Source organism: Cellulomonas sp. Y8, from assembly GCF_008033115.1.
GTDB lineage: Bacteria > Actinomycetota > Actinomycetes > Actinomycetales > Cellulomonadaceae > Cellulomonas.
In genome coordinates, this window is the sequence record NZ_CP041203.1 from 4,089,335 (window position 1) to 4,115,464 (window position 26,130).

Consider the following 26,130-nt stretch of genomic DNA (forward strand, 5'->3'; position numbering starts at 1 on the left):
GTCGCCTAGGCACGCTGTTGGGTCCTGAGGGAACAGCCCGCAAGGGAGGTTGCTTCATGACGGGCCCGGTCGGTCGGACGAACCGCTGACTCCTCTTGCAGCTGGTAGGCGCCGGCGTACGCGACTCGGGGATCGTTCGTTGTTTGAGAACTGCACAGTGGACGCGAGCATCTTTAAAGTATGTCTTTGTGGTCAAGTTTTTAAGGGCACAGGGTGGATGCCTTGGCACTAGGAGCCGAAGAAGGACGTGGTAGCCTGCGATAAGCCTCGGGGAGTTGGCAAACGAACCGTGATCCGAGGATGTCCGAATGGGGAAACCCCGCGCGAGTCATGTCGCGTGACCCGCACCTGAATATATAGGGTGTGTGGAGGGAACGCCGGGAAGTGAAACATCTCAGTACCGGCAGGAAGAGATATTCCGTGAGTAGTGGCGAGCGAAAGCGGATCAGGCCAAACCGTGTGCGTGTGATAGCCGGCAGGCGTTGCGCATGCGGGGTTGTGGGACCCTTCAGCTGGTTCTGCCGAACCAGCAGGGAGTCAGAAAGTCTCGTGATAGTCGAAGGGCATTGAAAGGCCCGGCACAGAGGGTGGTACCCCCGTAGACGAAATCACGTGGCCTCCCGAGGGGGATCCCAAGTAGCACGGGGCCCGAGAAATCCCGTGTGAATCTGGCAAGACCACTTGCTAAGCCTAAATACTACCTAGTGACCGATAGCGGACAAGTACCGTGAGGGAAAGGTGAAAAGTACCCCGGGAGGGGAGTGAAATAGTACCTGAAACCGTGTGCCTACAATCCGTCGGAGCCTCCCTAGCAGGGGTGACGGCGTGCCTTTTGAAGAATGAGCCTGCGAGTTAGTGGTACGTGGCGAGGTTAACCCGTGTGGGGAAGCCGTAGCGAAAGCGAGTCCGAATAGGGCGACCGTAGTCGCGTGCTCTAGACCCGAAGCGAAGTGATCTAGCCATGGGCAGGTTGAAGCGCGGGTAAGACCGCGTGGAGGACCGAACCCACCTGGGTTGAAAACCGGGGGGATGACCTGTGGTTAGGGGTGAAAGGCCAATCAAACTTCGTGATAGCTGGTTCTCCCCGAAATGCATTTAGGTGCAGCCTCGCGTGTTTCTTGCCGGAGGTAGAGCTACTGGATAGCCGATGGGCCCCACAAGGTTACTGACGTTAGCCAAACTCCGAATGCCGGTAAGTGAGAGCGCGGGAGTGAGACTGCGGGGGATAAGCTCCGTAGTCGAGAGGGAAACAGCCCAGACCACCAGCTAAGGCCCCTAAGCGTATGCTAAGTGGGAAAGGATGTGGAGTTGCACAGACAACCAGGAGGTTGGCTTAGAAGCAGCCACCCTTGAAAGAGTGCGTAATAGCTCACTGGTCAAGTGATTCCGCGCCGACAATGTAGCGGGGCTCAAGTATACCGCCGAAGCTGTGGCATTCACACATTGCGCTAAGCCTTCGTGGTTCAGGCGTGTGGATGGGTAGGGGAGCGTCGTGTGGCGGGTGAAGCTGCGGGGTGACCCAGTGGTGGACGCTACACGAGTGAGAATGCAGGCATGAGTAGCGAATGACGGGTGAGAAACCCGTCCGCCGAATGACCAAGGGTTCCAGGGCCAGGCTAATCCGCCCTGGGTAAGTCGGGACCTAAGGCGAGGCCGACAGGCGTAGTCGATGGACAACGGGTTGATATTCCCGTACCGGCGAAGAACCGCCCATACCGAGCCCGGTGATGCTAAACGTCCGAAGTGCGGCACCGACTCCTTCGGGAGTCACCGCCGCATGGAGCACGTGACCCGAACCGGTAGTAGGTAAGCGTATTAACAGGAGTGACGCAGGAAGGTAGCCCGGCGTGGCGATGGTAGTCCACGTCCAAGGTCGTAGGGCGAGTGGTAGGCAAATCCGCCACTCACATAGCCTGAGAGCCGATGGTGACAGCGTATGCTGGAAGAGGGTGATCCTATGCTGCCAAGAAAAGCTTCGACGCGAGGTTCTAGCCGCCCGTACCCTAAACCGACTCAGGTGGTCAGGTAGAGAATACCAAGGCGATCGAGATAATCGTGGTTAAGGAACTCGGCAAAATGCCCCCGTAACTTCGGGAGAAGGGGGGCCTGAAGCGTGTACCGGCTTGCCCGGGAAGCGTGGAGGGCCGCAGAGACCAGGGAGAAGCGACTGTTTACTAAAAACACAGGTCCGTGCGAAGTCGCAAGACGATGTATACGGACTGACGCCTGCCCGGTGCTGGAAGGTTAAGAGGACGGGTCAGCCGCAAGGCGAAGCTCAGAATTTAAGCCCCAGTAAACGGCGGTGGTAACTATAACCATCCTAAGGTAGCGAAATTCCTTGTCGGGTAAGTTCCGACCTGCACGAATGGCGTAACGACTTCTCCGCTGTCTCAACCGCGAACTCGGCGAAATTGCACTACGAGTAAAGATGCTCGTTACGCGCAGCAGGACGGAAAGACCCCGGGACCTTTACTATAGCTTGGTATTGGTGTTCGGTGCGGCTTGTGTAGGATAGGTGGGAGACTGTGAAGCCGGCACGCCAGTGTCGGTGGAGTCAACGTTGAAATACCACTCTGGTCGCTCTGGACATCTAACCTCGGTCCGTGATCCGGATCAGGGACAGTGCCTGGTGGGTAGTTTAACTGGGGCGGTTGCCTCCTAAAATGTAACGGAGGCGCTCAAAGGTTCCCTCAGCCTGGTTGGCAATCAGGTGGCGAGTGCAAGTGCACAAGGGAGCTTGACTGTGAGACTGACAGGTCGAGCAGGGACGAAAGTCGGAACTAGTGATCCGGCGGTGGCTTGTGGAAGCGCCGTCGCTCAACGGATAAAAGGTACCCCGGGGATAACAGGCTGATCTTGCCCAAGAGTCCATATCGACGGCATGGTTTGGCACCTCGATGTCGGCTCGTCGCATCCTGGGGCTGGAGTAGGTCCCAAGGGTTGGGCTGTTCGCCCATTAAAGCGGTACGCGAGCTGGGTTTAGAACGTCGTGAGACAGTTCGGTCCCTATCCGCTGCGCGCGCAGGAAACTTGAGAAGGGCTGTCCCTAGTACGAGAGGACCGGGACGGACGAACCTCTGGTGTGCCAGTTGTTCCGCCAGGAGCACGGCTGGTTGGCTACGTTCGGAAGGGATAACCGCTGAAAGCATCTAAGCGGGAAGCCTGCTTCAAGATGAGGTTTCCACGGGGCTTGCCCCGAGAGGCTCCCGGCTAGACCACCGGGTAGATAGGCCGGATGTGGAAGAGGGGACTCAAGACCCTCGCAGCTGACCGGTACTAATAAGCCGACAACTTCACCACCCATACTTTTTGCTACGCGTCCACTGTGCGGTTCCCGAACCACGAACACGCACCCCTCGAGATCTGAGGGGTGTCCTGTCTCGCTTGTTCGACCGAGTTACGGCGGTCATAGCGAAGGGGAAACGCCCGGTCCCATTCCGAACCCGGAAGCTAAGCCCTTCAGCGCCGATGGTACTGCACTCGCCAGGGTGTGGGAGAGTAGGACGCCGCCGGACATCATTTCAGAAAGAGCCATCCCTTCGGGGGTGGCTCTTTCTGTTTTCCCAGAAGGCCCGGGGCGTCGGTGCAGGGGACCGGCTGCGCTCGGTGCGGAGGGCGAACGCCGGCCAACCGCCTTCCTCACGCCGTTGCAGGGGCCGGCCTCGGCGAACCAGCAGCCAGACTTGCAGGCTCCGGCCGCGCCCACCCGCGGGAAGTCCTCGCCCAGAGGGCAGTAGGTGTCTTTTCTCGTGCGCGGGAGGCAGTACCTCCTGCCGGCTCGACGGCTGCTGCGTGACGCTCCACTCGGACGGCAGCGTGCGTGTGGGGGCGGCGCCCCGTCGAGATGGCAACTCTCGGCTCTGCCCGCACGTTCACGCACAGCCGAGAGTTGCCATCTCGGCGAGCGGACGTGCCCGCGGGGCGAGAGCCGTCCGCACTGACGCGCCGCCTGCAGCGCCGCGTCTTTCGCCGAGTGGGCGGTAGATGCTGCTTTCCGGGCGCCGACGGGAGCACCTACTGCCCCCTCGGTGGGGGTGGGCGGGGGCGGGGCGGCGAGTCTCCGTCCGTTGCCTGGGGAGAGGCGGTCGCGCGAAGTGCGGAGATGGGAAGTCGGCGCCCGCAGGCGCGTGGGCGCTCGCGAGGGTGGGCTCCTGGGTCAGGAGCGGGGGTTGGCTCCGCGGGCGTCCCAGCTGCGGGCGAGGATCCGCTCGAGCGCCGGCTGGTCGACGGCGTCCAGGTCCTTCAGGTAGAGGCAGCCGGTGCCCGTCGTGTGCGGACCCAGCTCCGCGAGATCCGCGGCGTGCGCCTCCAGCCCGTCCATGAGGTAGAGCGTCAGGGCGGTCTTCCTGGGGGAGAACGAGACGGGCGGCCAGTCGCCCTCGCGCCCGGAGGCGTACCGGTAGTGCGCGCTGCCGAAGCCGACGATCGACGGCCCCCACAGCACCGGCCGCTCGCCGGTGATCCGCTCGAGCAGCTCGCGTGCCCGCACGGCGTGCCGGCGACGACGTTCCGGCTGCACCGCCGCGAGGAACGCGTCGACGTCCGCGTCGGTCGGCACGGTCTTCGGGGAGTCGGGCATGCGTCCATGATGCCGGAGGCGCTCGACGACGGACGTGCCCTCCGTGGATCGGCGGTCGGCGAAGTGTGTCGGTCCCGTGGGTCGGCGCTCGGTGTCAGGTGCATGGGACGACGGTCGACGGTCGGGGACGGCAGCCGTGGTCAGTCGCCCCGGACGAGCTCGGCGATCGCGTGGGATCCCGCGGCGGCGATCACGGGATCGTCGTCACCGTGCGTCACCAGCGCCGATGCCATCACCAGCGCCCAGCCCGCGGCCCGGCGCCAGCGGCCGGGGTCGCGCGGCCCCCGGGCGTCGGCCAGGGCGTCGGCGCGTGCCCGGAAGGCCGCGCGGCCGTCGACGTCGAAGGTCAGCCACGCGGTCGCGAGGTCGCACGCGGGGTCACCGGCCGTCAGGTCGCCGAAGTCGAGGAGCCCGGCGAGCCGGCCGTCCGCCGCGACGAGGTTGCCCGGGTGCGGGTCGCCGTGCAGCCAGACGGGCGGGCCCGGCCACGCGGGTGCGGCCAGCGCGTCCCGCCAGAGGGGGTCCAGGCGAGCGCGACCGACGGGCGTGCCGGCGGTCGCGTCCGCGCTCCCAGCACCCGTGCTCCGGGCGCCCGCTGCCGCGATCGCGCCGTCGAGGTGACCGGCGTCGAGCCGCGCCCGCAGCGCCGCAGACCGGCCGGCGAGGGCGCCGCCGCGGAACGGGTTCACCGGGGCGCCCGCGGGAGCGGGGACGTGCAGCGCGACCAGCGCCTCGGCGAGCTCGGGCGCCCACGCGGTGCGGTCGGCCACCGGCTGCTGGGCGACGTGCACGCCGTGGACCCAGGGCACCACGCTCCAGGACCACGGGAACCGCGGGCCCGGCCGGCCGACCCGCACGGGCGCGGGCACCGGGACGGGGCAGAGCCCGGCCAGCGTCGGGAGCCAGCGCTGCTCGTGCTCGACCAGGTGGGCCGCGAGCTCGCGCCGCGGCAGCCGCACGGCGAGGTCGGCACCCAGCCGGAAGGTCGCGTTGTCCCAGCCGTGGGCGGCGAGCCGGAGCGGGAGGTCGGCGAGGTCCGGGTGCTGGTCCTCGAGCAGCGCGCGGACGAGGTCGGTGGTCAGGTCCACCTCGGCGGGCGGCTTGACGGGCACGGCGGGCTCCTCGGGTGCGGCACGGCTGGCCCGCGGGCGGGGTGCGCGGGCGGACCGGTCAGGCTACTCGCTCCGAGGGGGCCGGGCGGGGTCGGGGTGCCACGTCGCGGCGAGCGCGCTCACGGCGTCGGTGGTCGCGCTCGTCCGGGCCCGGCCGGCCGACCGGGGCGTCCGCTCGCCCCGCACCGCGCAGGCACCTCCCGGCGTCAGCGGCGCTCGGCGTCGTCCCCTGCCGGGAGGGGCAGCGGCGCCGACCCGGCCCGGCCCGCCGGGGACTCCGCCACCGCGGGCGCGCCGGCGGGCACCGGCCCGGCGCCGGCGCCCCGCGGCAGCACCGACTGCGCGAGCAGCGTCGACCCGGCGACCGCGGCGGGCATCGTCGCCACCGCGCCGCCCGGCACGAGGAAGCACAGCTGCGTCGCCACGCCGAACCCGAGCGCCCGCGTCCGGTGCGCCCGCAGCAGCGCGTTGCGCTCCCGACGCGAGAGGCCGCGCGCCACGAGCGCGCGGGACGACAGCTCGTGCGCGAGCACCCAGCCGGTGAGCAGCACGCCCGCGATCCAGCCGAGGGGCGCGCCGACCAGCGGCACGAGCCCGAGCAGACCGGCGACCGCGGCCGCGACGAGGCCGCGCGCGACGAGTGCGACGCCGTCGACCGCGCCGCGCCACACCCCGGTCGAGCCCTCGGGGACGGTGCCGGTGGTGTCCTGCTCGACCGCGCGCCAGATCCGGTCGTAGAACGGTTCGCCGACGGCGAGCGTCAGCGCGGTGAACGTCACCACGACCAGCACCACGGAGCCGACCAGGACCACGCCCTGCGCGGCGAGCTCGGCGGTGCGCTCCCAGCCGGGCGACCAGCCGTCGGCGAACGGGGTGAGGGTGTCGCCGACCGCGTCGAGGTTGACCACGAGCGCGATCAGCGCCGCCAGGACGACGACGCCGACGATGACCGCGGGGATCAGCCCGCGCGCCATCGCGCCCGGTCGTCGCCGCCACCAGGACCAGCCGCCGCCGAGGAGGCGGGCGCCCGCGAGGAACTCGTGCATGCGGGCAGCCTAGGTGGCGGGTACGTCGTCCCGCCGCCGGAGAGCGGCGTCGTCCGGGCCGCCGGCGGGGAGCGGCACCACCGCGTCCACGACCATCGACCCGTCCGTCGGCCCTTCGACCGGCACCGGTACCGGCGTCGCCTCGACCCGGTCGAGCGGCGCGATCGGCTGCTGCGCGAGCGCCCGGTGCGCCCGCAGGTACGCCGGCACGAGCAGCACCACGGCCCCGGCCCAGGCGAGCGGGTTGCCCCACACGACGCCGAGGTAGCCGAAGGCTGCGCCGAGCACGATCGCGGCGCCGACCCGCATGACCAGCTCGATCACGCCGGTGAGCGTCGGCACGCCGGTGCGGCCGAGCCCCTGCAGGGCGCCGCGGAGCACGAACAGCACGCCGAGGACCGCGTACAGCGCCGCGTTGACGTGCAGGAACTGGGTCGCCATCGTCACGACCTCCGCGGCGCCGTCGCCGACGAACAGCCGCACCAGCGAGGCACCCGACGCGAACAGCACGACGCCGAGCACCGCCGAGCCGGCGACCGCGAGCCACGACGCCTGGACGACGCCCTGCCGGATGCGGTCGGGGCGGCCGCCGCCGAGGTTCTGCGCGACGAACATCGAGACCGCGAGGCCGAGCGACTGGAGCAGCGCGACCGCGAGGCCGTCCACGCGGGCGGCCGTCGTGTACGCGGCGACGGCGTCGGCGCCGAGGGTGTTCAGCCGGACCTGAACGGCGAGGGTGCCGATCGCGATGATCGACGCCTGGAAGCCCATCGGCAGCCCGAGGCGCAGGTGCTCGGCGAGCTCGGCCCGCGGCACCCGCCAGTCCGCGCGGTGCACGTGCAGCACCGGCACGCGCCGCCGGACGTACTCCAGGCACAGCACGACCGACAGCGCCTGCGACACGACCGTCGCGAGCGCGGCCCCGCCGACTCCGAGCCCCATCGGTCCGACCATGACCACGACCAGGACGACGTTGAGCACGCACGCCAGCGTGAGGAACCACAGCGGCGTCCGGGAGTCGCCGATCGCGCGGATGATCGCGGCGAGGAAGTTGAAGAACATCAGCGCGCCCGCGCCGAGGAAGCTCACCTGCGCGAACGTCGTCGCCTCGGCCATCAGCGACGCCGGGGTCTGCAGCAGCGCGAGCGCCGGGCCCGCCAGCAGCGGCGCACCGACGGTGAGCAGCACGCTCGTCGCGCCGGTGAGGAGCGTGCCCGCGGCGACCGAGCGGCGCACGGCGGCGGCGTCCCGGGCGCCGAACGCCTGGGCGGTGGGAATGGCGAAGCCCGAGGTCATGCCCCAGGCGAACCCGAGGAGCAGGAACAGCAGGCTGCCCGTGGCGCCGACGGCGGCCAGCGAGTCGACGCCGAGGTGGCGGCCGACGACGACGGCGTCGGCGAACTGGTAGAGCTGCTGGACGACGTTGCCCACCAGCAGGGGGACGGCGAACACGAGGATGACGCGCCAGGGACTGCCGGCGGTCAGGACCTTGGCCATGACGAGAGTGCTCCGGGGCAGGGCGGGGGTGGGTGAGGATCGGTCGGGGGGGGAGGGGCGGTCGCCGGTCGTGCTGTCGGGCCGCAGCACCGATCGTATCGTTTCGACGGCCGTTGACCAGAGGGTCCTGCGGGCGATTCCACCCGTTCGACGCGCCGCTGCGGGCGACGTCACACCGGCGCGGGCACCGTCCGGCCCTCGTCCCACGGGACGGCCCAGCCGACGGCGTCGAGCAGCCGGTCGAGGATGAACGCGGTGAAGCCCCAGACGAGCACCCCGTCGGCGTCGAAGGCCGGCCCGCGCCACTCGTGGCCGCCGCGGCGCAGCACCGTGGTCACCCGGCGCGCGGGGTCCACCAGGTCCGCCACCGGCACCCGGAACACGTCGACGGTCTCCGCCGGGTCGGTCGCCGCCACCGCCGAGGGCCGGGCCCACCACCCGAGGACGGGCGTGACCAGGTTGCGGCTGACGGTGACGGGCAGCAGCGGCAGCGTGCCGAGCACCCGCACGCCCGCCGGGTCGAGGCCGGTCTCCTCCTGCGCCTCGCGCAGCGCCGCCGCCTCGGGGCCCGCGTCGGTCGGGTCGATCCCCCCGCCGGGGAACGAGACCTGGCCCGGGTGGTGGCTCAGCGTGGGGGAGCGGCGGGTCAGCAGCACGTCGAGGTCCGCCGCCACCGCGGGGTGGTCGGCGCGCGCGTCCGCCGCGTCGAGGACGCCGAACAGGACGAGCACCGCCGACTGCCGGACCGGCCGCGCGTGCGACGCCTCCCGCCCGGGCGGCGGTGCGTCGAAGGCCCGCTCGGGGTCCGGGGCCCACACGGGGCGCGCGGCGCACAGCGCGACGAGGTCGGCGAGCGCCCCCGACCCCGCGTCGGCGCCCGACCCCGCCGTCACGCCCGCTCCCGCACGGCCGTCGCGAACGACGCGAGCCCGAGGTCCGCGCCGGGCCGCAGCGCGGCGAGGTGCTGCCGCGAGCCCAGCCGGATCGCGGCGACCTCGTCGGGCTCCAGGTCGGCGACCATCTGCGGGGTCGTCAGCCACAGGTCGAGCACCGTCGGGTCGACCTCGAGGTGGAACTGGGTGCCGACCGCGGACCCGGCGCGGAACGCCTGCACGGGGGTCGTGTCCGTCGACGCGAGCAGGGTGGCCCCCGAGGGCAGGTCGACGGCGTCGGAGTGCCAGTGCAGCACGGTCGGCCGCGGGCCGGCGGGGGCGAGGAGCGGGTCGTGCGCGACGACGTCGACGGGCGCGAAGCCGATCTCGGTGCCGTGCCGCCGGTGCAGCGGCGCGCCGAGGGCGAGCGCGAGCAGCTGCATGCCGAGGCAGACGCCGAGCGTCGGCAGGCCCGCGTCCACGGCCTCGGCCAGGAGCCGGCGCTCGGCGGCCAGGCCGGGGTGCCCGGCGTCGTCGTCCGCGTCCTGCGGGCCGCCCATCACGACGAGCCCGGCCAGGTCGGCCACCGCGGGCAGCCGCGGCGACGGGTCGTCGAGGACGGTGCGCGTCGTGATCGGCAGGCCGTCGAGCGCGCGGGCGACGAGGCCCGGCCCCTCGTGCGCGACGTGCGTGAGGACGAGGACGGGACGCGGCTGGCTCACGGGGCGACCCTAACCGGTGCGCGCCGCGCCGCCCGGCGGGACGCGGACGGGCGCGGGCCGGGGCTCTCGCACCCCGGGCCCGGGCCCGTCCGTCACCTCGTCACGCGGCGCTGTCGCACCGCGCGCCGGTCACCACCCGTCGGGCAGCGGGCGGCCCTCGTCGTAGCCGGCGGCGGACTGGATCCCGACGACGGCGCGCTCGGCGAAGTCGTCGAGCGAGGTCGCCCCCACGTAGGTGCAGGAGGACCGCACGCCGGAGGTGATCCGGTCGACCAGGTCCTCGACGCCGGGGCGCTCGGGGTCGAGGTACATCCGCGAGGAGGAGATGCCCTCCTCGTACAGCGCCTTGCGCGCGCGGTCGAACGCGGACCCGCCGCGGGTGCGGGCGGCCACGGCACGGGCCGAGGCCATGCCGAAGCTCTCCTTGTAGAGCCGGCCGTTCCCGTCGGCGTGCAGGTCGCCGGGGGACTCGTGGGTGCCGGCGAACCAGGACCCGACCATGACCTGCGAGGCGCCGGCGGCCAGGGCGAGCGCGACGTCGCGCGGGTGCCGCACGCCGCCGTCGGCCCAGACGTGCTTGCCGAGCTCGCGCGCGGCCGCGGCGCACTCGAGGACGGCGGAGAACTGCGGCCGCCCGACGGCCGTCATCATCCGGGTGGTGCACATGGCGCCCGGGCCGACGCCGACCTTGACGATGTCGGCGCCCGCGGCGATCAGGTCGCGGGTGCCCTCGGCGGTGACGACGTTGCCGGCGACGACCGGCACCCGCGGGTCGAGCGACCGCACGGCCTCCAGCGCGTCGAGCATCTTGCGCTGGTGGCCGTGCGCGGTGTCGACGACGAGGACGTCGACCTCGGCGTCGAGCAGCGCGGCGGCCTTGCCCTTGACGTCGCCGTTCACGCCGACCGCCGCGGCGACCCGCAGCCGGCCCTGCGCGTCGAGCGCGGGGGTGTAGATGGAGGACCGCAGGGCGCCGACCTGGGTCAGCACGCCGACGAGCCGGCCGTCGCGGACGACGGGGGAGAACTTGCGGCGCGAGCCGTGCAGCCGCTCGAACGCGGCCTCCAGGCCGGCGGTGCCGCCGGACTCGACGACGGAGAGCTCGACGGTCGTCGGGTCGCCGGACATGACGTCGGCGATCTGGGTGAACCGGTCGACGCCCTCGCAGTCGGCGGGGGTGACGACGCCGACGGGCCGGTCGCCCTCGACGACGACCGCGGCGCCGTGCGCGCGCTTGCCGATCAGGGTGAGCGCGGTGTGCACGGTGTCCTGCGGGGACACGACCACGGCGCTCTCGACGACGGTGTGCTTGGCCTTGACGGACGCGACCACGTCGGCGACGACGTCGGTCGGGACGTCCTGCGGCAGCACGGCCAGGCCGCCGCGGCGCGCCACGGTCTCGGCCATGCGGCGGCCGGCGACCGCGGTCATGTTGGCGACGACGACCGGGATCGTGGTGCCGGTGCCGTCGGTCGACGACAGGTCGACGTCGAAGCGGGAGGCGACCTCGGACCGGGACGGGACGAGGAAGACGTCGCCGTAGGTGAGGTCGGAGGAGGGCTGGTGCCCGGGCAGGAAGCGCATAGGTGTGTTCCCCTTTCCGCCCGATGCTACCGGGCGCCGTGCGGCACCCACCCGGGACCGCGGGACCCCGCACCGGGGCCCCGCGGGACGGGCACTACTCCTTCACAGCACCGGCGCTCTGGTTCATGATCCGCTTCTGGAAGATGAAGAACAGCACGGCGACGGGGATCGTCATGATCGCCGCGGCGGCCAGCTTCAGCGGGTACTGCGTGCCCTGGGACAGCTGGCCGGACGCCAGCTGGGCGACGCCCTTGGTGAGGGTGACCAGCTGCGGGTCCTGGGACGCGACGATGAAGTGCGACAGCTCGTTCCAGGAGCCCTGGAACGACAGGATCACGATGGTCACCAGCGCGGGACGGGCCATCGGCAGCACCACGGACCAGAACACCCGGAAGGTCCCGGCGCCGTCCATGCGGGCGGCCTCCTCGACCGACGGCGGGATCGACTCGAAGAAGTTCTTCATGATGAAGATGCCGGCGGCGTCCGCGAGCAGCGGGATGATCAGGCCCGCGAACGAGTTGTAGATGCCGACCTGCTTGATCACGAGGAACTTCGGGATGAGCAGCACGACGTTCGGCACCGCCATGACGGCGACGAGCCCGGCGAACACCAGCCCGCGACCCCGGAACCGCAGCCGCGCCAGGGCGTAGCCGGCGAGCGAGTTGATGAACACCCGCCCGATCGTGACGACGACGGTCACGACCACCGAGTTCCGGAACCACAGCGGGAAGTCCGAGCGCAGGAACAGCCGCTCGTAGGCCGCCGTGGACCAGGTCTGCGGGATCAGCGAGATCGCGTTCTGCGCGGCCTCGGCGTCGGTCTTGAACGACGTCGCGACCTGGATGAGGAACGGGTAGACGTACAGGATCGCGAGGACGACGAGCACGGCGTAGGTGAACGACGTCGCGAGCATGCGGCGCCGGCTGCGGCGCGGCCGCACGGCGACGCCGCCGGAGCGCCCGGCCGTGCCCCGGGACGACCCCCGGGTGCCGCTGGTGACGGTGGCGGCGGTCATCGGTCGCTCCCGGTCGTCGAGGTGGAGGTCGTGGCGCCGGCGCCCGGGCCGCCGGTAGTCGCAGCGGTCGCGGCGACGGCGGCCGGGGGAGCGGGCGGGGTCCGGTGGAACCGCTTGCGGCGGGGCACGTCGCGCTCCCGGAGCACGATCCGCTGCAGGACGGTGAGCAGCACGATGATCGCGAACAGCACGAACGCGATCGCGGCGCCGCGTCCCCACTGGTTGTTCTGGAACGCCGCGGTGTACGACAGGTACGCCGGGGTGAGCGTGGTCTTCGCCGGGCCGCCCTGGGTGCCGGTGTAGATCTGGTCGAACACCTGCCAGGTGCCGATCAGGCCGAGGGTCAGGACGGTGAACACGGTCGGCTTGAGCATCGGGAGCGTGACCCGGAAGAACCGCTGCCGGGCGTTGGCCCCGTCCATCAGCGCGGCCTCCTCGACCTCCGCCGACACGGCCTGCAGCGCCGCGAGGAACAGCAGCATGAACGTGCCGGAGGTGGTGAAGATCGCCAGCAGGATGAACGCGGTCATCGCCACGGACGGGCCGGCGGCCCACTCCCACAGCGAGATGCCGAGGAAGCCGTGCTGCGCGAGCGCGGCGGGCGCCGAGTCGACGCCGAGGGTGCCGAGCAGCAGATGGATCACGCCCTGCGGGTCGTTGAACCAGTTCGGCCCGGTGATCGACAGCTTCGCGAGGATCGCGTTGATGGTGCCGGAGGCGGAGAACAGGAACAGCCACAGCACCGTGATGGCGACCGACGACGTCACGGACGGGAAGTAGAACGCCGTCCGGAAGAAGCCCTTCCCGCGCAGCGCGGCGCGGTTGACCATCGTCGCGAGGAACAGGGCGAGCGCGGTCTGCAGCGGGACGACGAGCAGGACGTAGTACGCGTTGTTGCGCATCGCCGTGCCGAAGTCCTGGGTGGCGAGGCCGCCGCCGAGCAGGAGGCGCTCGTAGTTGTCGAGCCCGACGAACCCGACGTCCGACGACAGCGGGCTGCCGCGGCCGGTCCAGTCGGACAGGCTGACCCAGAGCGCCATGAGCACGGGCACCACCAGGAACAGGCCCAGGATGACGAGCATCGGGGTGAGGAACAGCCACCCCGACGCGGCCTCGCGGCCCCGGGAGGACCCGGGGCCGCGACGCCGGCGGCGGAGCGGCACCGCCGCCTGAGTGGTCATCGTGTCAGGACGCGTTCTCGTCGAGCACGGCCTGCAGGTTCGTCTGCACCGAGCCGAGGATCGCGGCCGGGTCGCCGGACTTCAGGCCCTCGAGCTGGGCGTTGAAGTCGGTGATGACGTCCGCGGCACCGCGGGCGTTGACGACGTTCTGCGCGAAGTCGGCCGAGTCGATGAACGCGGTCATCTCCGGGAACAGCGCCTTCCAGCCGTCCGCCGCGGACTGCACCGACGGCATGACGCCGAACGCCTCGGAGAACGCGAGCTGCTGGTCGGTGGCCGTCAGGTACTGCACGAGGTCGACGGCGTCGGACTGGCTGGACGAGTCGGCGGCGACGCCCCAGCAGTTGGTGAACTGCAGCGTGCCCTGCCCGGCAGGGCCCGCGGGGAGCTCGACGACGCGGTAGTCGACGTCCGGGTAGTCGTTCTCCATGGCGCCGGTGATCCAGTTGCCCTCGATGGTCATCGCGGCCGCGCCGGTGCCGAACGCCTCGCCGCCCCAGCCGGTGCCGAGGTCGGCGGCGTAGGCCGCGGAGCCGGAGGCGAGCAGCTGCTGGACGTAGGTGAGGCCCTCGACGTTCTCGGCGGAGTCGGCGGTGGCCTCGGTGCCGTCCTCGCTGACCAGCGTGCCGCCGGCCTGGGCGAGGAACGCGCCGACGCGGGCGTACTCGCCGGAGAAGCCGAGGCCGACCTGGTCGCCGGTGGTGAGCTTCCCGGCGACGTCGGTCAGCTGGTCCCAGGTGGTCGGGACGTCCGCGTCGGTGAGGCCGGCGGCCTCCCAGGCGGCGGTGTTGATGATGAGGCCGAGCGTGGAGAAGTCCTTGGGCGCGCAGACGAGGCTCATCGTCGTAGCTGAACTGCTCGACCAGCGACGGGTAGAAGTCGTCGGCGTTGTCCAGCTCCGAGCCGTACGGGTACAGCGAGCCGTTCGCGGCGTAGGTCTGGAACTGGTCGGCGCTCACGTAGAACACGTCGGCCGGGTCGCCCGAGGCGAAGCCCTGGCTGAGCTCCTGAGTGAGGTCGGAGGCGACCTGGACGGTGGCGTCGACGCCGGACTCCTCGGACCAGGCGGCGACCGCGGCCTTGACCGCGTCGGTCTCGGCGTCGCCGGAGGAGCCGATGAGGATGCTGAGCGAGCCGCCGCCCTCGGTGGACGCGGCGTCGGCGCCGTCGTCCTCGAAGCCGGAGCCACCGCCGCAGGCGGACAGGGCGAGGATGCCGGCTGCGCCGACGGCGGTGGACGCCAGGAGGCGCCGTCCTCGCACGGGGATGCGGTGCTGCATGGGGGGTTCTCTCCTTCAGGGGGTGGTGCACGGAGGGTCGGGTGGTCAGGGGGTGCGGCTGGACGCGCGCTCGACCAGGTGGGGGGCCAGCAGGACCTCGCGGCTGCGGGTCCCCCCGGTGCCGTCGAGCTGGTCGAGCAGCAGGTCGAGCGCGCGTTGTGCGGCCTCGGAGAGCGGCTGGGCCACGGACGTCAGGCCGACGGCGGCGGCGACGGGGGTGTCGTCGAAGCCGACGACGGCGAGCGTCGTGCCCTGGCTCCGGGCGACCGTGAGGGCGCCGAGGGCCAGGGAGTCGGAGGCGCACACCACGGCGGTGGGCGCGGCGTCGGCGAGCACCCGCTCGATCGCCTGGGCGCCGGCGGCGACGCCGTCGGGGACGCGGGCGTGCAGCCGGCGGAGCAGGGACCCGTCGTGCCCGGCGTCGACCATCGCGGCGGCCCAGCCGCCGGCGCGGTCCTCGCCGACGTCGGAGCCGTCGGGCCAGCCGAGGTAGGCGATCCGCTCGTGGCCGAGTCGGCGCAGGTGGGCGACCGCGGCTCGGGTGCCCGCGGCGCCGTCGACGTCGACCCACGGGTGCGCGGCGGCGCCGTCGGGACGGCCGCCCCAGGGCCGGCCGAACGTCACGAAGGGCACGTCCCGCTCCGCGAGCCAGGCGGCCCGCTCGTCGTCGCGGTGGGTGCTGGTGAGGACGAACGCGTCGAGGTCGGCCGTGTCGAGCAGCTCGCTGTACTGGGCGATCTCGCCGGCGTCGTCGGGGGCGGTGAACAGCATGACCCGGTACCCGCGGGCCTGGGCGCTCTCGGTGAGCGCGTGCAGGAACCGGTCGAGCACGGCGCCGTTGATGCCGTCGTGCACGGGCTCGAGACGCAGCCCGAGGACGCGGGACCGGCCGGTGCGCAGCTGGCGCGCGGCGGAGGACGGCCGGTAGCCGAGCGCGTCGATGGCGGCGCGGACCCGGTCGGTGGTGTCGGCGCGCACCAGGTGCGGCGCGTTGAGCACGTTCGACACGGTCTGGCGGGACACGCCGGCACGCTGGGCGACGCTCTCCAGCGTCGGCCTGGTCGTGGCGTCCATGGGCGCTCCCTCGCGTCACTCGGTGTGCATATGATCGTTCCAAGTTGCGATTGGAACGCTCAAACGGTTGCCCCTAGAGTTGCCAGCGCCCCCGGGCCTGTCAAGCCGGGCGGGGCCGCCCCGGGTCACGATCCGGTCTCGGCGGGCCTCGCCACCGACCACCGCACACCCCTCCCGAACGACGAGGTACCCATGGAGCTCCAGCCTCTGCTGCACGACCTGCTGGTCGCGGTCCACGCCCCCACGCAGGCGTGGTCGGACGCCGACGGCCAGATCGGCCTGGCGGACGGACGCGGCGCCCAGGGCGTCTACCACGGCGACGTGCGGGTGCTGGCCGGCGCCCGGCTGACCGTGGGCGGCGCCGCGCCCGAGGCGGTCGCGTCCGGCGCGGACGGCCCCGGGCGCGCCCGGACGGTGCTGCTCGCGCGCGCCGTGGACGGGCCGGGCGCGGACCCCACGGCGCGGCTGGAGCGGCTGCGCGAGGTGGTCCCGGGCCGGGTCACGGAGACTCTCACGCTGTCCTGCTCGACGGCGGAGCCCGTGGCGGCGCGCCTCGAGGTGGCGCTGCGCCCGGACGGCACGCCGATGGACTGGATCAAGTCGGGCGCGGCGGCCCAGGCGGCGCCCGCCCCCGAGCGCACCGCCGACGGCGCGCGCTGGCAGGCCGACGCGGACGTGGCGGCGGTGCTGTCCGCGCCGGGCGCGGACGTCGACGTGGCGGCCGACGGGACCGTGCGGCTGGCCTGGGACGTGAAGGCGGCCACCGGCGCGCCCGTCGTCGCCACCTGGACCCTCGACGTCACGGACGCGGCCGGCCCGGTGACGGCGCCCCGCCGCGCGGAGCCGGAGTGGCAGCCGCTGGACGTCGAGGCGGCCGACCGCCGGCTGCCGGCCCTTCTCGACCAGGCCCTCGCCGACCTCGGCACGCTGCGCCTGAGCGCCCGGTTCGCGCCGGACGACGTGTTCCTGGCCGCGGGCGCCCCGTGGTTCTTCACCCTGTTCGGCCGGGACTCGATCTGGGCGTCCCGGATGCTGCTGCCGCTCGGCACCGAGCTCGCGGCGGGCACGCTGCGCACGCTCGCGACGCTGCAGGGCACGAAGGTCGACCCCGCCACCGCCGAGCAGCCCGGCAAGATCCTGCACGAGGTGCGCCGCGCCGAGCTGTCGATGCCCGGCGAGGGCACCGTGCTGCCGCCGGTGTACTACGGCACCGTCGACGCGACGCCGCTGTGGGTCTGCCTGCTGCACGACGCCTGGCGCTGGGGCATGCCGGCCGACGAGGTCGAGGCGCTGCTGCCCGCCATGGAGCGCGCGCTCGCCTGGATGTCCGACCACGGCGACTCGGACGGCGACGGGTTCCTCGAGTACGCCGACGAGACCGGCTCCGGCCTGGCGAACCAGGGCTGGAAGGACTCGGGCGACTCGGTGCAGTGGAAGGCCGGCGGGCTCGCGACCGGTCCCATCGCCCTCGCCGAGGTGCAGGGCTACGCCCACGAGGCCGCCGTCGCCGGCGCCGCGCTGCTCGACGCGTTCGGCCGCGAGGGCGGGGACCGGTGGCGCGCCTGGGCCGCCGCGCTGGCCGAGCGGTTCCGCGCCTCCTTCTGGACGTCGGACGAGCGCGGCGCCTACCCGGGCATCGCGCTGGACGCGGACAAGCAGGTCGTGGACACGGTGACGTCGAACATCGGCCACCTGCTGGGCACCGGCATCCTGTCCGCCGAGGAGGAGGCGACGGTCGCCGCACGGCTCGTCGGCCCGGACATGGACTCCGGCTACGGCCTGCGCACGATGTCGACGGAGTCGGCCGGCTACTGGGAGCTGCGCTACCACGGCGGCGCCGTGTGGCCGCACGACACCGCGATCGTCGTGCAGGGGCTGGCGCGTGCCGGGCACGCCCGGGAGGCGGCGGCGCTCGCGGAGGGTCTGCTCGCGGCCGCGCAGGACTTCGACCAGCGGCTGCCGGAGCTCTACGGCGGCGACGCCCGCGGCACCGTGCCGCGCGCCGTGCCGTACCCGGCGGCGTGCCGCCCGCAGGCGTGGTCGGCGGCGGCCGCGGTGTCGGTCCTCGGCGCGGCGCTCGGGCTGGCCCCCGACGTGCCCGGCGGCCGGCTGACCGTGGCGCCGCCGGTGCCGTCGCCGCTCGGGGCGGTGGCCGTGCGCGGGCTGCGCCTGGGCGGGGCGCCGCTCGCGGTGCGGGTCGGCGCGGACGGCTCGGTGCAGGTCGAGGCGGAGGCCGACGTGGCGGTGCACCTGCGGTCCTGACGGCCGCGGGCGGCTCCGGCGCGGCGGTCGCGCCGGAGCCGCCCGCCGGTCGCGGGCACGTCGCCCGCGACCGGGGCGACCCCGCCCCGTAGGGTGGGGGCCTCTCGTGCGCGAGCCGCGCGGACGACGGCGACGGGCGGTGGGACATGGGGCTGCTGGACCGCATCGGGTCCCCGGCCGACCTGCGCGCGCTGTCGGCGGGGCAGGTCCGGGCGCTGGCGGGGGAGATCCGCGGCTACCTGGTCGACCAGGTGTCCCGCACGGGCGGGCACCTCGGGCCGAACCTCGGCGTGGTCGAGCTGACGATCGCGCTGCACCGGGTGTTCGAGTCGCCGCGGGACACGCTGGTGTTCGACACCGGCCACCAGTCCTACGTGCACAAGCTGCTGACGGGGCGGCAGGACTTCGGCCGGCTCCGCAAGAGCGGCGGGCTGTCGGGCTACCCCAGCCGGGCCGAGTCCGAGCACGACGTCGTCGAGAACTCGCACGCGTCGACCGCGCTGTCCTGGGCGGACGGCATCGCGCGCGCGAACGCCCTCGCCGGTCGCGGCGACCGGCACGTCGTGGCGGTCGTCGGCGACGGGGCGCTCACCGGCGGCATGGCCTGGGAGGCGCTCAACAACATCGCGGACGGCACCGACCGCCGGCTGGTGGTCGTCGTGAACGACAACGGCCGGTCCTACGCGCCGACGATCGGCGGGCTCGCGCTGCACCTCGACGCGCTGCGCACCACCCGCGGGTACGAGACGGTGCTGTCCTGGGGCAAGCGGGCGCTGCGCCGCTCCGGTCCGCCCGGGCGGGTCGCGTACGACGCGCTGCACGGCCTGAAGAAGGGCATCAAGGACGTCGTCGCCCCGCAGGGGATGTTCGAGGACCTCGGCCTGAAGTACGTCGGCCCGGTCGACGGGCACGACGAGGCGGCGGTGGAGTTCGCGCTGCGCCGGGCCCGGTCGTTCGGCGGGCCGGTGATCGTGCACGTGATCACCGAGAAGGGCCGCGGGTACTCGCCGGCCGAGCAGGACGTCGCGGACCGGTTCCACGCGGTCGGCCAGATCCACCCCGAGACCGGGCTGCCGGTCGCGCCGTCCCGGTTCGGCTGGACGGGCGTGTTCGCGGACGAGATCGTCCGGATCGGCCGTCGCCGGCCCGACGTCGTGGCGATCACGGCGGCGATGCTGCAGCCGGTCGGGCTCGCGCCGTTCGCGGAGGCGTTCCCCGCCCGCACGTTCGACGTCGGGATCGCCGAGCAGCACGCCGTGACGACGGCCGCGGGCATGGCGTTCGCCGGGCTGCACCCGGTGGTCGCGGTGTACGCGACGTTCCTCAACCGTGCCTTCGACCAGGTGCTGATGGACGTGGGCCTGCACCGCGCCGGGGTGACGTTCGTGCTGGACCGGGCCGGGCTCACCGGCGACGACGGCGCGTCGCACAACGGCATGTGGGACATGGCGCTGCTCGGGGTCGTCCCGGGCCTGCGGCTGGCCGCGCCGCGCGACGAGGACACGCTGCGGGCGGCGCTGCGCGCGGCGGTCGACGTCGACGACGCGCCCACGGTGGTGCGGTACCCGAAGGGCGCGCTCACCGAGGCGCTGCCCGCGGTCGACGACGTCGACGGCGTGGACGTGCTCGCGCGGCACGGGGTCGCGGGAGCCGACGGCACCGCGCGCTCGGTGCTGGTGTGCGGTGTCGGCTCGATGGCCCGGACCGCCCTGGCGCTCGGCGAGCTGCTGGCGCAGCACGGCCTGCGGGTGACGGTCGTCGACCCGCGGTGGGTGCTGCCCGTGCCCGCGGCGCTCGTGAAGCTCGTGGGGGAGCACGACCACGCGGTGACCATCGAGGACGGCGTGCGCGAGGGCGGCGTCGGGTCGGCGCTCGGGCTGCGGGCGCGGGACGCGGGCATCGCGACGCCCGTGCAGGCGTTCGGGGTCCCGCGGCGGTACCTCGAGCACGCGAGCCGGGACGAGCTGCTGACCGGGCTCCGGCTGACCGCGCCGGACCTCGCGCGCGACGTGCTCGCGGCGCTCCGCACGACCGCCTGACGGGACCTGGGTCCGGGACGTGAGCACCGTCACGCGGCCCTTCCGCGCCCCTGACCCGGGCGGGGGACCTCGGTCCCAAGACATCCCATGACCTCGTGAATAGCGTCGCAAGTACGACGCACTCAGCGAGGGAGCTTCAGATGTCCACCACCGCAGTACCCACGACCGGGTCCGACGCCACCGCGCCGGCCTGGGACGGTTTCGTCACCGGACCCTGGTGTGACGGGATCGACGTCCGCGACTTCATCCAGCGCAACTACACGCCGTACACCGGCGAGGCCGACTTCCTCGCCGGCCCCACGGAGCGCACCACGGGCATCTGGGCGAAGCTCAGCGCGATGTTCCCCGAGGAGCGTGCCAAGGGCGTCTACGACATCGACAACCACACGCCGTCGACGATCACGTCGCACGGCGCGGGCTACATCGACCAGGCCAACGAGCTCATCGTCGGCCTGCAGACCGACGCCCCGCTCAAGCGCGCCATGTTCCCCAACGGCGGCTGGCGCATGGTCGAGAAGTCGCTCGAGACCTACGGCTACGACGTCGACCCCGACGTCGCCAAGACGTTCACCACGTACCGCAAGACGCACAACGACGGCGTCTTCGACGTGTACCCGCCGAACGTCCGCGCGGCCCGCTCGTCGCACATCATCACCGGCCTGCCGGACGCGTACGGCCGCGGCCGCATCATCGGCGACTACCGGCGGGTCGCGCTGTACGGCGTCGACGCCCTGATCGAGGCCAAGCGCGTCGAGCGCCACGAGCTCGACATGGAGCCGTCGGTCGAGGACGTCATCCGCGACCGCGAGGAGAACGCGGAGCAGATCCGCGCCCTCCAGGAGCTCAAGCGGATGGCCGCGACCTACGGGTACGACATCTCCCGCCCTGCCGCCACGGCGCGCGAGGCCGTGCAGTGGCTGTACTTCGCGTTCCTCGGCGCGGTGAAGGAGCAGAACGGCGCGGCGATGTCGCTGGGCCGCACCTCGACCTTCCTCGACGTGTACATCCAGCGCGAGCTCGCCTCGGGCGCGATCACCGAGGAGTTCGCCCAGGAGCTCATCGACGACTTCGTCATCAAGCTCCGCATCGTGCGCTTCCTGCGGACCACCGAGTACGACAACCTGTTCTCGGGCGACCCGACCTGGGTCACCGAGTCCATCGGCGGCATCGGCGAGGACGGCCGCTCGCTCGTCTCCAAGACGTCGTTCCGGTTCCTGCAGACGCTCTACAACGTCGGACCGGCCCCCGAGCCGAACCTCACCGTGCTGTGGAGCAACCGGCTCCCCGAGGGCTTCAAGAAGTACTGCGCGCAGGTCTCGATCGACACCTCGGCGATCCAGTACGAGTCCGACGACCTGATCCGCACCTCCTGGGGCGACGACGCGGCGATCGCCTGCTGCGTCTCCCCGATGCGGGTCGGCAAGCAGATGCAGTTCTTCGGTGCTCGCGTCAACATCGCCAAGGCCCTGCTGTACGCGATCAACGGCGGCCGCGACGAGGTCTCCGGCAAGCAGGTCGCGCCGGTGTCCGCGCCGGTCGAGGGCGACGTCCTCGACTACGACGACGTGGCGGCGAAGTACGACAAGCTGCTCGACTGGCTGGCCGAGACCTACGTCGACGCGCTGAACTGCGTGCACTACATGCACGACAAGTACGCGTACGAGCGGCTCGAGATGGCGCTGCACGACCGCCAGATCCTCCGCACCATGGCCTGCGGCATCGCCGGCCTGTCGGTCGTGGCGGACTCGCTGTCGGCCATCAAGTACGCCAAGGTCACGCCGGTGCGCGACGAGGACGGCCTGGTCACGGACTACGTGATCGAGGGCGACTTCCCGACGTACGGCAACGACGACGACCGCGCGGACGACATCGCCGTGGGGATCACCAAGGCGTTCATGGAGAAGATCCGGCAGCACAAGACCTACCGGAACTCCCTGCACACCCAGTCGGTGCTGACCATCACCTCGAACGTCGTCTACGGCAAGGCCACGGGCAACACCCCCGACGGCCGCCGCGCCGGCGAGCCGTTCGCCCCGGGCGCCAACCCGATGAACGGGCGCGACTCGCACGGCATGCTCGCCTCCGCGATGTCGGTCGCGAAGCTGCCGTACTCCGAGGCGATGGACGGGATCTCGCTCACCTCGACGGTCGTGCCCTCGGGCCTCGGCCGCACCAAGGAGGAGCAGGTGGCGAACCTGGTGGGCCTCATGGACGCGTACAACGTGTCCTCCGGGTACCACCTGAACGTCAACGTGCTGAACCGGGACACCCTCGAGGACGCCATGGAGCACCCCGAGAACTACCCGCAGCTCACCATCCGGGTGTCGGGCTACGCCGTGAACTTCGTGCGGCTGACCCGCGAGCAGCAGCTCGACGTGCTGTCCCGGACGTTCCACGGCGGCGTCTGACGCCGCACCGGCGGACCACCGTCCGGCCCGGGGGAGCAGCCCCGGGCCGGACGGCCCCGCCCCGCACCACCCGTACCACCCGCACCACCCAGCAGGACCCCGCGAGGAGGTCGCGACCATGAGCAGCAGCCAGTCCGTCGTCGGCGAGGTCGGCGCCCCGGTCATCGAGCTGGGCCTGCCCGTCACGGGCGGCTCGCACGAGCGGTCGACGGCCGGCACCGCGGGGCTCGCGGTGAGCGACGCGGAGCGCAGCGAGAAGTTCGCGCAGATGCGCGCGGGCGAGCTGGGGTCCCTGCACTCCTGGGAGCTCGTCACCGCGGTCGACGGCCCCGGCACCCGGCTCACGACCTTCCTGGCCGGCTGCCCGCTGCGCTGCCTGTACTGCCACAACCCCGACACGATGGAGATGCGCCGGGGCGAGCCCGTGCTCGCCGAGGAGCTGCTGCGCCGCATCCAGCGGTACGTCCCGGTGTTCGCCGTGACCGGCGGCGGCCTGACGATCTCCGGCGGCGAGCCGCTCATGCAGCCCGCGTTCGTCGACCGGCTGCTGCGCGGCGCCAAGGAGCTCGGCGTGCACACCGCGATCGACACCTCCGGCTACCTGGGCGCGCACTGCTCCGACGCGATGCTCGCGGACATCGACCTCGTGCTGCTCGACGTGAAGTCGGGCATCCCCGAGACGTACAAGAGGACCACCGGCCGGGACCTGCAGCCGACGCTCGACTTCGGCCGCCGGGTCGCCGCGAGCGGCACCGAGATCTGGGTCCGGTTCGTGCTGGTGCCCGGACTCACCGACGCGCCGGAGAACGTTGACGCGGTCGCCGACTACGTCGCCTCCCTGTCCACCGTCAGCCGGGTCGAGGTGCTGCCGTTCCACCAGATGGGTCGGGACAAGTGGCAGAGCCTGGGCATGGCGTACGAGCTGGAGGACACCGAGCCGCCGAGCCCGGAGCTGGTGGCGCGGGTGCGGCAGCAGTTCCGGGACCGCGGGCTGACGGTGTTCTGAGCCGTCAGGCCGCCGTCGCGCTCGCGTCCGCGACGCCCGGCGGGAGCAGCCGGTGGCCGAGCACCCGCTCGGACCAGCCGGTGCGGTCCAGCCAGGGGCAGATCCCGCCGAGGTGCGCGGGCCAGCCGGCGCCGAGCAGCATCGCCAGGTCGACCTGGTCCGCCGACGGCACGACGCCCTCGTCCAGCAGGGAGCCGATCTCCTCGGCCAGCCCCCGGGCGACGCGGTCGAGGACGGCGGCCTCCTGCTCGGCGCGCGTCCCGGCGGCGGTGGGCGCGCCGAACGCGTCCTGGATCGCCGGGTCCACGACGGGGAGCCCCGCGGGGCCGGGCGCGGCGACGGTGCGCCCCTGCTCGACCAGCGCGTCCAGGCCGGGCGACCGGGGGTAGCGGTCGCCGAGCTCGTCGTGCAGGGTCACGAGCACGTGCCGGGCCACCGGCAGGCCGACGAGCTGCAGCAGCGCGAACGGGCTCATGGGCAGGCCCAGCGGGCGCAGCGCGGCGTCGGCGGCCTCGACCGGGGTGCCGTCCTCGACCGCGCCGAGGACGTCGGCGAGCATCCGCAGCAGCACCCGGTTGACCACGAACCCGGGCCGGTCGGTGGTGCGTACGACGGTCTTCCCCGCGCGCCGCGCGACGTCGACCGCGGTGGCGAGCGACGCGGCGTCCGACGACGGCGTGGCGACCACCTCGACGAGCGGCATCTGGGCGACCGGGTTGAAGAAGTGCAGCCCGACGACCCGCTCCGGGTGCGCGAGGCCGTCGGCCATCGCGGTCACGGACAGCGCGGACGTGTTGGTGGCGAGCACGCAGTCGGGGCGGACCAGCGTCTCGACCTCGGCGAGCACGGCGCGCTTGACGTCCAGCACCTCGGTGACGGCCTCGATCACGAGGTCCGCGTCGGCGAGGTCGGCCAGGTCGGTGCCGACCCGGACGCCGTCGAGCAGGGCGCGGCCCGCGTCCTCGGGCAGCCGGCCCCGCGCCACCGCCGACTCGACCAGGTCGCGCACGCGCTCCCGGCCCGCCGCGGCGCGCTCCTCGTCGACCTCCCGCATCGCGACCGGTACGCCGAGGCGCGAGCCGAGCAGCACGGCGAGCTGGGCGGCCATCAGGCCGGCGCCGACGATGCCGACCCGGCGCACCTCGCGCGGCGCGACGTCGTCCGCCTCGGCGCGGGCGGCCCGGCGGGCGCCGCGGCCGGTGAGCTCCGCGGCGTACAGGGCGGCGCGGGCCTCGTCGGACGCCAGCAGCCGGGAGAGGGCCTCGTCCTCCGCGCGGAAGCCCGCCTCCCGGTCGCGGGAGCCCGCGCGGGCCAGGAGGTCGAGGACGTGGGCGTAGGCCGGGGCGGCGCCGTGCAGCCGGGCGTCCAGGGTGGTGGCGGCGCGGGCGAGCGGGTCCGGCTCGCCCTCCGGCACCGGCGGCACGACAGCGGCGCGGCGGTCGGGGGAGCCGGCGCGCAGCACACCCGCGGTCCAGGCGAGCGCGGACTGCTCGAAGCCCTCGACGGGGAGCACGGTGTCGACCAGGCCGAGCTCCAGGGCCTGCTCCGCGGTGGTGAGCCGGTTGTTCGCGAGCGGGCGCAGCACGGCGAGGTCGACGGCGGCGGGGAGGCCGACCAGGCGGGGGAGCAGCCAGCACCCGCCCCAGCCCGGCACGATCCCGAGCGACGCCTCGGGGAGCCCGATCGACCGGATCCCCGCGGCCGCGACCCGGTGGTCGCAGTGCAGGGCCAGCTCCAGGCCGCCGCCCAGCGCGTGGCCGGTCAGCCAGGCGAACGTCGGCACGGGCAGCTCGCCCAGCGGCTTGAGCGCGGCGTGACCGGCCTCGGCGAGGGCACGGGTCTGGTCCAGGCCGTCGAGGCGCCGGGCGACGGAGAGGTCGGCGCCGGCGACGAAGCAGCCCGGGCGCCCGGTGACCGCCACGGCGACGATCTCGCCGGCCTCGGCGCGGGCGCGCACGGCGTCCAGGGCGTCCCGGAGGACGGCGAGGCCGCGCGGGCCGAGGGTCGTGGGGCGCCGCTCGTCGGTCGCGGTGAGCGTGAGCAGGGCGAGCACGCCGGCGCCGTCCGGCAGGTCGACGTCCCGGGCTGTGACGCGCAGGACGTGGTCGTCGGCCTCGGCGGGCAGCGCGCCCGGCGCGGGCGTGCCCGACGCGGCGGGGTCGCGCGGGGCGGACGACGGGGACGGCTCGGTGGCGGCGTGGCGCATGCGGCACTCCCTGGGGACGACGGTGTCCGGTCGGAACACCGTGACCCTAGCCGCGCCGGTGCCCGCTGTCGCGGTGCCGGGGCGACGGCGCGCCGCGGCCCCGCAGGTCAGCCCGCTGGCCGGCCGCGCGCCGACCTGATCGCCGAGCCAGTACGCGACACGTCGGGCGAGTAGTCGGCGGGTACTCGCTCGACGTGTCGGTTGCCCGCTGGGCGCGGCACGCGGGCGCGCGCGTGCCGCGGAGCCG

Annotated in this window: 15 protein-coding genes, 2 rRNA genes and 1 pseudogene; 6 read left to right on the forward strand and 12 right to left on the reverse strand. The window is 72.9% G+C overall.

Going from position 1 to position 26,130, the window contains the following annotated elements; genetic code table 11:
• Positions 1 to 190: 190 nt before the first annotated feature.
• Positions 191 to 3,300, forward strand: a 23S ribosomal RNA gene (locus tag FKM96_RS18530).
• A 98-nt stretch (positions 3,301 to 3,398) separates the two neighbouring features.
• Positions 3,399 to 3,515: ribosomal RNA gene (gene rrf / locus FKM96_RS18535) — 5S ribosomal RNA — on the forward strand.
• A gap of 641 nt (positions 3,516 to 4,156) precedes the next feature.
• Here rrf and FKM96_RS18540 read toward each other — a convergent pair.
• From FKM96_RS18540 to FKM96_RS18590, 11 genes and pseudogenes are all read right to left on the reverse strand, one after another.
• Positions 4,157 to 4,579 carry a DUF1801 domain-containing protein gene (locus tag FKM96_RS18540; protein ID WP_147796489.1) on the reverse strand — a complete coding sequence of 141 codons (423 nt, stop codon included), beginning with the start codon at positions 4,577 to 4,579 and terminating at the stop codon, positions 4,157 to 4,159.
• 140 nt (positions 4,580 to 4,719) lie between these two features.
• Positions 4,720 to 5,691, reverse strand: coding sequence for an aminoglycoside phosphotransferase family protein (locus FKM96_RS18545; protein WP_147796490.1), 972 nt, complete (start codon positions 5,689 to 5,691; stop codon positions 4,720 to 4,722).
• 206 nt (positions 5,692 to 5,897) lie between these two features.
• Positions 5,898 to 6,737 carry an EI24 domain-containing protein gene (locus FKM96_RS18550; RefSeq protein ID WP_147796491.1) on the reverse strand — a complete coding sequence of 280 codons (840 nt, stop codon included), beginning with the start codon at positions 6,735 to 6,737 and terminating at the stop codon, positions 5,898 to 5,900.
• 9 nt (positions 6,738 to 6,746) lie between these two features.
• Positions 6,747 to 8,234 carry an MATE family efflux transporter gene (locus tag FKM96_RS18555; RefSeq protein WP_147796492.1) on the reverse strand — a complete coding sequence of 496 codons (1,488 nt, stop codon included), beginning with the start codon at positions 8,232 to 8,234 and terminating at the stop codon, positions 6,747 to 6,749.
• 170 nt (positions 8,235 to 8,404) lie between these two features.
• Positions 8,405 to 9,127 (reverse strand): CoA pyrophosphatase, encoded by a 723-nt coding sequence (locus FKM96_RS18560; protein ID WP_246855066.1) that lies wholly within the window; start codon positions 9,125 to 9,127, stop codon positions 8,405 to 8,407.
• Complete coding sequence (locus FKM96_RS18565; RefSeq protein ID WP_147796493.1) at positions 9,124 to 9,828, reverse strand: type 1 glutamine amidotransferase; 705 nt, start codon at positions 9,826 to 9,828, stop codon at positions 9,124 to 9,126. Before FKM96_RS18565 ends, FKM96_RS18560 begins: the two co-directional genes overlap by 4 nt.
• A gap of 129 nt (positions 9,829 to 9,957) precedes the next feature.
• Positions 9,958 to 11,412 carry a GuaB1 family IMP dehydrogenase-related protein gene (locus FKM96_RS18570; protein WP_147796494.1) on the reverse strand — a complete coding sequence of 485 codons (1,455 nt, stop codon included), beginning with the start codon at positions 11,410 to 11,412 and terminating at the stop codon, positions 9,958 to 9,960.
• A gap of 94 nt (positions 11,413 to 11,506) precedes the next feature.
• A complete protein-coding gene (locus tag FKM96_RS18575; protein WP_246855414.1) occupies positions 11,507 to 12,325 on the reverse strand; it encodes a carbohydrate ABC transporter permease in 819 nt (272 codons plus the stop codon).
• Between the two features lie 98 nt (positions 12,326 to 12,423).
• Entirely contained in the window at positions 12,424 to 13,608 is a 1,185-nt protein-coding gene (locus FKM96_RS18580) for a carbohydrate ABC transporter permease (RefSeq protein ID WP_246855067.1), read from the reverse strand.
• A 4-nt stretch (positions 13,609 to 13,612) separates the two neighbouring features.
• Positions 13,613 to 14,888, reverse strand: a pseudogene (locus FKM96_RS18585) (extracellular solute-binding protein).
• Positions 14,889 to 14,933: 45 nt separating this feature from the next.
• Positions 14,934 to 15,962: a LacI family DNA-binding transcriptional regulator gene (locus FKM96_RS18590; RefSeq protein ID WP_147796496.1), complete on the reverse strand. Its 1,029-nt coding sequence runs from the start codon at positions 15,960 to 15,962 to the stop codon at positions 14,934 to 14,936.
• Positions 15,963 to 16,154: 192 nt separating this feature from the next.
• Between FKM96_RS18590 and FKM96_RS18595 the strand changes: the two genes are divergently transcribed.
• The 4 genes from FKM96_RS18595 (at position 16,155) to pflA (ending at position 23,677) form a co-directional block, all read left to right on the forward strand.
• Entirely contained in the window at positions 16,155 to 18,224 is a 2,070-nt protein-coding gene (locus FKM96_RS18595) for a glycogen debranching N-terminal domain-containing protein (protein WP_147796497.1), read from the forward strand.
• Positions 18,225 to 18,370: 146 nt separating this feature from the next.
• Positions 18,371 to 20,263: a 1-deoxy-D-xylulose-5-phosphate synthase gene (gene dxs, locus FKM96_RS18600; protein WP_147796498.1), complete on the forward strand. Its 1,893-nt coding sequence runs from the start codon at positions 18,371 to 18,373 to the stop codon at positions 20,261 to 20,263.
• 140 nt (positions 20,264 to 20,403) lie between these two features.
• Complete coding sequence (gene pflB / locus FKM96_RS18605) at positions 20,404 to 22,671, forward strand: formate C-acetyltransferase (protein ID WP_147796499.1); 2,268 nt, start codon at positions 20,404 to 20,406, stop codon at positions 22,669 to 22,671.
• Between the two features lie 118 nt (positions 22,672 to 22,789).
• Positions 22,790 to 23,677 carry a pyruvate formate-lyase-activating protein gene (gene pflA / locus FKM96_RS18610; protein WP_147796500.1) on the forward strand — a complete coding sequence of 296 codons (888 nt, stop codon included), beginning with the start codon at positions 22,790 to 22,792 and terminating at the stop codon, positions 23,675 to 23,677.
• A 4-nt stretch (positions 23,678 to 23,681) separates the two neighbouring features.
• Here pflA and FKM96_RS18615 read toward each other — a convergent pair whose 3' ends face one another.
• Positions 23,682 to 25,883, reverse strand: a complete 2,202-nt coding sequence (locus FKM96_RS18615; protein WP_147796501.1) for a 3-hydroxyacyl-CoA dehydrogenase NAD-binding domain-containing protein — start codon at positions 25,881 to 25,883, stop codon at positions 23,682 to 23,684.
• Positions 25,884 to 26,130: the final 247 nt, after the last annotated feature.

Coding starts and splice junctions, on each gene's coding strand:
- pflB (WP_147796499.1), top strand. CDS start 20,404: ATGTCCACCACCGCAGTACCCACGACCGGGTCCGACGCCACCGCGCCG.
- FKM96_RS18595 (WP_147796497.1), top strand. CDS start 16,155: ATGGAGCTCCAGCCTCTGCTGCACGACCTGCTGGTCGCGGTCCACGCC.
- FKM96_RS18555 (WP_147796492.1), bottom strand. CDS start 8,234: ATGGCCAAGGTCCTGACCGCCGGCAGTCCCTGGCGCGTCATCCTCGTG.
- pflA (WP_147796500.1), top strand. CDS start 22,790: ATGAGCAGCAGCCAGTCCGTCGTCGGCGAGGTCGGCGCCCCGGTCATC.
- FKM96_RS18575 (WP_246855414.1), bottom strand. CDS start 12,325: ATGCTCGCGACGTCGTTCACCTACGCCGTGCTCGTCGTCCTCGCGATC.
- dxs (WP_147796498.1), top strand. CDS start 18,371: ATGGGGCTGCTGGACCGCATCGGGTCCCCGGCCGACCTGCGCGCGCTG.
- FKM96_RS18580 (WP_246855067.1), bottom strand. CDS start 13,608: ATGACCACTCAGGCGGCGGTGCCGCTCCGCCGCCGGCGTCGCGGCCCC.
- FKM96_RS18550 (WP_147796491.1), bottom strand. CDS start 6,737: ATGCACGAGTTCCTCGCGGGCGCCCGCCTCCTCGGCGGCGGCTGGTCC.
- FKM96_RS18570 (WP_147796494.1), bottom strand. CDS start 11,412: ATGCGCTTCCTGCCCGGGCACCAGCCCTCCTCCGACCTCACCTACGGC.
- FKM96_RS18615 (WP_147796501.1), bottom strand. CDS start 25,883: ATGCGCCACGCCGCCACCGAGCCGTCCCCGTCGTCCGCCCCGCGCGAC.
- FKM96_RS18590 (WP_147796496.1), bottom strand. CDS start 15,962: ATGGACGCCACGACCAGGCCGACGCTGGAGAGCGTCGCCCAGCGTGCC.
- FKM96_RS18540 (WP_147796489.1), bottom strand. CDS start 4,579: ATGCCCGACTCCCCGAAGACCGTGCCGACCGACGCGGACGTCGACGCG.